The sequence below is a fragment of the Halomonas sp. NPDC076908 genome, assembly GCF_050269715.1.
Lineage (GTDB): Bacteria > Pseudomonadota > Gammaproteobacteria > Pseudomonadales > Halomonadaceae > Vreelandella.
Genome location: NZ_JBNNIW010000068.1, coordinates 1 through 6,660, shown reverse-complemented (window position 1 = coordinate 6,660; position 6,660 = coordinate 1). Strand labels below are relative to the sequence as shown.

The following is a 6,660-nucleotide window of genomic DNA, read 5'->3' as shown; positions in this document are numbered from 1 at the left end:
TCTTGGTTCAGATTCTTGGCGGAACACACTGAATTTTCAAGAGAATACCATCCGCTATCTTCGTTTTCGGGCCGGCCTCATGAATAAGCCGGGATCAAGGCTAATACAGACTGGAAAAAAACCCTAGGCGCCGAGTGGCGGCAATATGAGGAAGCCTTTCCCAAGCTGCAAAAGTCCAGCATTGATATTATTTCACTGGAATGCCAAAACTCCCGTGTCCCCATGGATCTGATAGAGCTAGTCCGGGGCAAAAAAGTCATGGTGGGTGCTATTGACGTGGCCAGCAATACGATTGAGACGCCTGAGGAAGTGGCCGATACGCTACGAAAAGCGCTTCAATTTGTCGATGCTGACAAGCTCTATCCCTGCACCAACTGCGGCATGGCCCCTTTATCGCGCCAGGTGGCCAGAGGCAAGCTAAGGGCTTTAAGCGCAGGGGCGGAAATCGTCCGAAGGGAGCTGCTGGCCTAGGTTGGCAATAGTGGAAAGGCCTTTGAGTGAATCGCCCCGGACCACTGTCGTGATCCGGGGCGATTGGTTTTTACGCTCAAGGCGCGCTGGCGAACTGTTGATTATGACGCCAAGGCTTCGCTGGGTTCATGGTGCTGCGTTGTTGCCGGGGTGTGACTCAGTGAATGACAGCGACAAAGTCCGGGTCATCGAAATAGCGCTCATAGGCCTCTAGTGCCCCCAGCACTTGAACCGCTCCCCCCCGGGGGGGGAGCGTCGACATTGTTGCCGGCCATCTTGTCTGCGCCGGTCACCAGCTGGGCGATGATCATGTGCAGCTGGGCGTCGGCCTCGGGCGGAAGTTCACAGTTGGCCACCATGTAAGCGACGCTGTCATTGATCTGCCTGGCCAGGGGGACGTACTCCGTTGTCGGCAGCTGGTCCTCATGGATGGCGTCGATGGATCCGCGCATCACCAGGCTGATATCGCCCATGGCCTTAGCCAGGGGGGCGTCGATTGCCCACTTTTCGCCGTCGTTGAGCTGCAGCTCGAAGGGGACGTCGCCATGGTCATGGTCGTGCACCGCCGTATCGGCCGCCAGGCCGGCTCCGGAAACCGCCAGTGCGGCCGCCAGGGTAAAGGGGATGATGGCAGTGGAAAGTTTGATCGACATCTTGAATCTCCCGTTCTCGGTATGGATGGGGTGGTGGTAAGGAAGGATGCTGTCGGCGATCATGACGCCAGGGCATCCGCGGGTTCATGGTGCTACGTTGTTGCCACCTTGCTCTCCTTGAGTGTGGGACGTAGCAGCAGCATGGCGATAACGATGACCAACAGTACCGAAGCTTCATGGACCAGCATGCCGATGGCCATGGTCACGCCGCCGAAGAGCACGCCGACCAGCAGCACCGCCACGGTGAACAGGGCGATAGCGATATTGAGACGCATGGTGTTCACCGTGCGTTTGGCCAGGCCCAAGGCATAGGGCAGGCGAGGCAGGCGGTCGGCCATCAGCGCGATATCGGCGGTTTCAATGGCTGCCGGAGAGCCGGCAGCACCCATGGCGACACCGATGTCGGCCTGGGCCAGTGCCGGGGTATCGTTAACCCCATCGCCCACCATGGCCACGGTATGGCCCTGACGCTGCAACTCCTTGACCAGTATCAGCTTGTCCTCGGGCATCATCTCGGCGTGGACTTCGTCCACACCCAGCTCGGCGGCGACGTTTTCGGCGACCCGCTGGGCATCACCGGTTGCCATGATCACCTTGATACCCCTGGCGTGCAGGGCCTGAATGGCAGCAGGGGTGTCGTCGCGAATCGTATCGGCGACAGCAACGATACCCACGGCACGTCCGTCCACACCGACGAACATGGCGGTTTTGCCGGCCGCGTTGAGGGCCAGAATGCGTTCGTTATCCGGTGTGTGGTCGAGCAAGGCTGCAGAGCCCACGGTAACCGTGTGGCCGTCGACTTCGGCACGGATACCCTTGCCGGTTACCGGTTCGGCCCGCTCCACCATCTCGACGGAAAGTTTGCGCTGCTCGGCACCGCGAATGATCGCTTCCGCCAGGGGGTGCTCGGAGGCGGTTTCTGCCCGGGCGGCCAGCGTGAGAACTTGATCCTCGCTCCAGGCGTCATCCAGCGCCACTACGTCGGTCAGTTCAGGGCGTCCGTTGGTCAGGGTGCCGGTCTTGTCGACCACCACGGCGCTGACCCGAGCGGCAGTTTCAAGGTATTCACCGCCTTTGATCAGCACGCCGTCCCGGGCCGAGCGGCCAATGCCTGCGACGATGGATACCGGGATGGAAATGACCAGTGCGCCCGGACAGCCAATGACCAGCAGGGTCAAGGCCAATTCCACGTTGCGTGTCAGCAGACCGATTACCAGTGCGGCGAGCATCACGCCCGGAGTGTAGTACTTGGCGAATTTCTCCATGAAGGTCTGCGTTTTAGCCTTGGCATCCTGGGCGTCCTCGACGCGATGGATGATCCTGGCCAGGGCAGTGTCGGCTCCGATGCCGACGGCCTTGACGCGCAGCACGCCGGAGCGTAGCCAGGTGCCGGCAAATACCTCTGTGCCTTCGGCCTTCTCGGCAGGTACCGATTCACCGGTGATACTGGCTTCGTCCACCCCGCCATGGCCCGAGATCACCGTGCCATCGACAGGTACCTGTTCACCGTTGCGGATCAGTACGATATCGCCGGGTACCAGCTCCCATATCTCAACGGTTTGCGGCTCGCCGTCACGCAGTATCGTGGCCGTTTCGGGGGCGGCGTCCACCAGATCCGACAGGGCCTGGCGGGTCTTGTTCAGAGTGGCTCTCTCTAGTGCGCCCCCAAAGGCGAACAGGAAGGTGACAGCGGCAGACTCCCAGTAGTTGTGAATAAACAGGGCACCGACCGCCGCGACAACAACCAGCAGGTCGATCGAGATGGTCTTGATCCGCAGGGCCTGGTAAGCGGAGATGGCGATTCGATAGCCGGCCACCGCGGCAGCGGCGATCATCAGCAGGTCCGAGCCAGTGATCCAGGAGGCGATGATCATCAGTCCGGAGACGACAACCACACCCCAGGTTTTCCAGAGTTTCATAATGGTCTCCTTTGATTACGGTTCGCCCGGCGTCTGTGTCTCCTGAAGAGCTAACGGGTAAGAGACCTGACTCATAAGAGCACACAAGTCGTGCCCTGCTGTGCTGAGTCCTGTGACGCAAAGCGAGGGAGGCTGGCCGTTGTGCCAGCCCGGAAGTAGGAGGCCTGCTAGCCGCAGGCTTAGATGGCCGAAGGCTTGACGGTGAAACCGACCTCGGCGACGGCATCGACCAGAGTGCGTACCGGGGCTTTCGCCGGATCGTGGCTCACCAGTACCCGGCCGGAGGCGAACTTCACCTCGGCGGACTCGACGCCATCCAGCCCCTTCAGTTTGGTTTCAATCTTTTCGACGCAGCTGGGGCAGGAGAACTCGTCGGAACGCAGGGTGGTGGTTTTAACAGTAGGGGTAGTCATAATGTTCTGCTCCGTTATGTTGAAGTCATGAGCCAGGCCAGAAGTTGGCTGCTCAGCGTTGACTCTATCATAGCGAGCGGACCCTATCGGGTCGTTCGGTAGCGCGGACTCGAACCTTTTTCTTTGTTGCTGAAAATTATTTATATATCAATGGGATATGAGTTCGAACTTCAGTTTGATGAAAGTCGAACCATGTAACAGCGGTTTTTATGACGATGGATTAAGGGGAGTGGCGTGTCCGGTAGGCGCTGGGGGTCATCCCGGTGGCCTTCTTGAAGGCTGTGTTGAACACCGACTTGGAGTTGAAGCCTGAATCATACATTACCTCCAGAATCGTCGTGCCGGGCTCGGCTCTCTCCAGCTGGCGGCGGGCTTCGGCAATCCGGTAGTCGCTGATGAGCTCGAAGAAGTTCTTGCCAAGCCCTTCATTGATGGCGCGTGACAGGTCGCGGGTGGGCACGCCGATTTGGTGGGCTAACTGGTCTACGCTGAGATCGGCATCCAGGTAGGGGCGAGCCTCAGTCATGTGCTGATCGAGCTGGCGCAATAATCCTGCATTCTCGGAACTGACCAGGGCGGCTCGGCCCGGTGTTTCGGTTTTGGCTAGTTGCGCTTCGTCAACACTAAGCCCCGAGAAGATGCCCGGCTGGCGCAGAGCATGCATCAGCAGATAGTTGATAAACAAAAAGCCGGAGATGGCGCCAATGGCGGAGATCGTCCTGACACTCACGAGATCCTTGAATACGTGCGCCGATAGACAGTAGATCAGGCTGATCACCCAGGCGATGGCGTACAGAATCAGCAAGGTACGTAGCCAGGCCAACTGCTTGTTGGCAAGGTTGGAAAAGAGCTGGCGTACCGTGGTCCCGAAACGGCCCAGGGCATGAATGGTGGCCCACAGATAGCCAAGAAAAACCAGATGAATGCCTACCGCCAGCAGGGGAGAGGTCAATACGCCCGGGTGATCGCGGTTGATCAGGATATCGAGCTTCACCGACGTGGGCTGCAGGTAGTATTCGATCAGAAAAATTGCCGATATCACCCAGAACGGCAACGTGTGCAGAGCGTGCTGGGGCAATAGGCGAAAATCGCGGTACATCAGCGATTGCGCATAAACATAGAGTAGCCCGGCCTGCAGCAGGCCGACCAGTGTGCCTAGATAAGCCAGATTGGGATGCTCTAGCGCCAGACCGGTGGAGTAGAGAAAGAACTCGCCGAGCCCGGCGGCAAAGGTGATCAGGCTGGCTGCCAGCAAGCGGTTGCTGACGAGACGGAACGTCTCGGGTAGCAAGAGAAAAACGGCCAGGCCCAGTGCTTGAATGATACTGGTGGCGAGAACAAGATCGACTAGTGTCAGATACATAATAAGTTATTCATGGATTATTGGTTCAGCTTCGCAACTCAAGGCGATCAAAGTACGGTGTCAGCCGCTTGATCAGTTTGGGTAACATGTTTTTCGACTGAGCATTCTCCATCGTCTGATTGTAGTCAGGGTCAAGGCACTCATGGGTGCGTGCCACCTGGATAGCGTACCGACGGACGCCGAAATCTGCCAGGGTCAGCGCCAGGCGCTCCACATCGACCAGCTCAAAATCGCGCCAATGCACGGTGGTGCGGCATTCGAAGTTGATACCGCTGTCGCGCAGTATGGTTAGACTCTGACGGTTACGCTGCCAGATTCCAGGGCGCCCACAGATACGATCAAAGTTTCGGTCATGGCCCTTTACGTCGAGCCCTACCCAGTCGAGCCACGGTAACAGCTGCAAGAGTCGGGTCGGATAAGGGCCAGCAGTATGCAGTTCAACCTTGAAGCCCAGCGTTTTTGCCTCGCAAACTGCGGCTGGCAAGGCGCTGTGCAGGGTCGGCTCGCCGCCGCTAAATACCACCGCTTCAAGTAGCCCTTGGCGTTGCTTAAGGAAGTCGCGTATTGCTTGCCATTCGCTCCCGTCGCTGCGGCGCGGTGGCAGCATATGGGCATTGTGACAATAACCGCAGCGTAACGGACAGCCCTGCAAGAATATCACACAGGCGAGGTGATCCGGATAATCCAGCGTGGTCATCGGGGTCATCCCGGCTCGTGACTACGTTTATTGAGCACCTCGACGGGGTCGATTTTGAGAAGCGCGAGACCGTGCGTATTCGGGATCGTTACGATGCCAGCGTTCCCTCGGTGGTAGGTGCTGTGGCTCGCCGGAAGCCAGTTTTTGTTGAGGAAGCCAGGTTTTTGCGTCAGCATGTTAGGCTTTGTACGAAAATTAATTTTTGCTAGGTTTGCCCATACCGTAGCAGCATAGGTGACGTATGGCAGGACGTTACGAGATCTCCAGCCACGACTGGGCGTTGATTGAAGATATCGTTTCCCCGCCCCAGCGCATGGGCAGGCCCAGAAAGGACGACCGGAAAATCCTGAACGGTATTTTCTGGGTACTGTGCTCCGGTGCCAAATGGCGGGATATGCCGGAGCGCTATGGCCCGTGGAGCACGGTCTACGACCGCTTTCGACGCTGGCGTGATGACGGCACCTTCGATGCCGTTCTTGAGCGGCTGCATCTAAAGCTGCGAGAAGACGGTCTGATGGACCTGGATACATGGATGGTCGACTCCACTTCCATTCGTGCGACGCGGGCTGCCTCGGGAGGCGGCAAAAAGGGGGCTCAAACGAACCCATAACTCATGCGCTGGGGCGCAGTCGTGGCGGTTTGACGACCAAAATTCACCTGGTATGTGACCGTCACGGTTGGCCCTTGAGCTTTACCTTGTCGCCCGGTCAGGAAGCTGACTCACGCCATTTTGTTGCCACCCTTGAGAGTATCCGCTTGCCCGGACCGCGTGGACGGCCTCGCAAGCGTTGCCGTTATATGGTGGCGGACAAAGGCTATGATAGCGATGCTTTACGTCACTACTGCTCTCGTCACCACATGAAACCCATCATTCCCCAGCGCAGGATGCGGCGTAAACCTCGCCCCGGCTTGCCTTATCCCGCCTTATTCACGAGGGCGCTGATTGAGCGGTCTGAAGGTACTGGCTGTTGGCATTGCTTATCAGGATTCGCCTCTTCAGCGCGAGTGGCTGTTGAGTAATGCCAGAACGCAGCCCTTTTCCTACTTACCCCGCCTTATTCACGAGGGCGCTGATTGAGCGGTCTGAAGGTACTGGCTGTTGGCATTGCTTATCAGAATTCGCCTCTTCAGCGCGAGTGGCTGT

General features: G+C 58.2%; 5 protein-coding genes and 3 pseudogenes. 3 read left to right on the top strand and 5 right to left on the bottom strand.

What is annotated here, in order from left to right; translation table 11 throughout:
• Positions 1–90: 90 nt before the first annotated feature.
• A pseudogene (locus ACQKE4_RS19865) lies at positions 91–471 on the top strand (methionine synthase); the annotation flags it as partial.
• 200 nt (positions 472–671) lie between these two features.
• On the opposite strand, the gene ACQKE4_RS19860 reads toward ACQKE4_RS19865, so the two are convergent.
• The 5 genes from ACQKE4_RS19860 to ACQKE4_RS19840 form a co-directional block, all read right to left on the bottom strand.
• The gene (locus ACQKE4_RS19860; RefSeq protein ID WP_427389958.1) at positions 672–1,187 is read right to left on the bottom strand and encodes a hypothetical protein; all 516 of its coding nucleotides are present in this window, start codon (positions 1,185–1,187) and stop codon (positions 672–674) included.
• Positions 1,188–1,216: 29 nt separating this feature from the next.
• Positions 1,217–3,043, bottom strand: a complete 1,827-nt coding sequence (locus ACQKE4_RS19855) for a heavy metal translocating P-type ATPase (RefSeq protein WP_427389957.1) — start codon at positions 3,041–3,043, stop codon at positions 1,217–1,219.
• A gap of 179 nt (positions 3,044–3,222) precedes the next feature.
• Complete coding sequence (locus tag ACQKE4_RS19850; protein ID WP_427389956.1) at positions 3,223–3,456, bottom strand: heavy-metal-associated domain-containing protein; 234 nt, start codon at positions 3,454–3,456, stop codon at positions 3,223–3,225.
• Positions 3,457–3,676: 220 nt separating this feature from the next.
• Positions 3,677–4,819: a helix-turn-helix domain-containing protein gene (locus tag ACQKE4_RS19845; protein WP_427389955.1), complete on the bottom strand. Its 1,143-nt coding sequence runs from the start codon at positions 4,817–4,819 to the stop codon at positions 3,677–3,679.
• Positions 4,820–4,844: 25 nt separating this feature from the next.
• Positions 4,845–5,525 carry an anaerobic ribonucleoside-triphosphate reductase activating protein gene (locus ACQKE4_RS19840; RefSeq protein WP_427389954.1) on the bottom strand — a complete coding sequence of 227 codons (681 nt, stop codon included), beginning with the start codon at positions 5,523–5,525 and terminating at the stop codon, positions 4,845–4,847.
• Positions 5,526–5,533: 8 nt separating this feature from the next.
• Here ACQKE4_RS19840 and ACQKE4_RS19835 point away from each other — a divergent pair.
• Positions 5,534–5,689 (top strand): annotated as a pseudogene (locus ACQKE4_RS19835) (methionine synthase); the annotation flags it as partial.
• A gap of 68 nt (positions 5,690–5,757) precedes the next feature.
• Positions 5,758–6,476: pseudogene (locus tag ACQKE4_RS19830) on the top strand (IS5 family transposase); the annotation flags it as partial.
• Positions 6,477–6,660: the final 184 nt, after the last annotated feature.

What these genes read in the sequence shown, in the direction of transcription:
- ACQKE4_RS19855 (WP_427389957.1), bottom strand. Translation starts at nt 3,043, where the DNA reads ATGAAACTCTGGAAAACCTGGGGTGTGGTTGTCGTCTCCGGACTGATG.
- ACQKE4_RS19850 (WP_427389956.1), bottom strand. Translation starts at nt 3,456, where the DNA reads ATGACTACCCCTACTGTTAAAACCACCACCCTGCGTTCCGACGAGTTC.
- ACQKE4_RS19860 (WP_427389958.1), bottom strand. Translation starts at nt 1,187, where the DNA reads ATGATCGCCGACAGCATCCTTCCTTACCACCACCCCATCCATACCGAG.
- ACQKE4_RS19840 (WP_427389954.1), bottom strand. Translation starts at nt 5,525, where the DNA reads ATGACCCCGATGACCACGCTGGATTATCCGGATCACCTCGCCTGTGTG.
- ACQKE4_RS19845 (WP_427389955.1), bottom strand. Translation starts at nt 4,819, where the DNA reads ATGTATCTGACACTAGTCGATCTTGTTCTCGCCACCAGTATCATTCAA.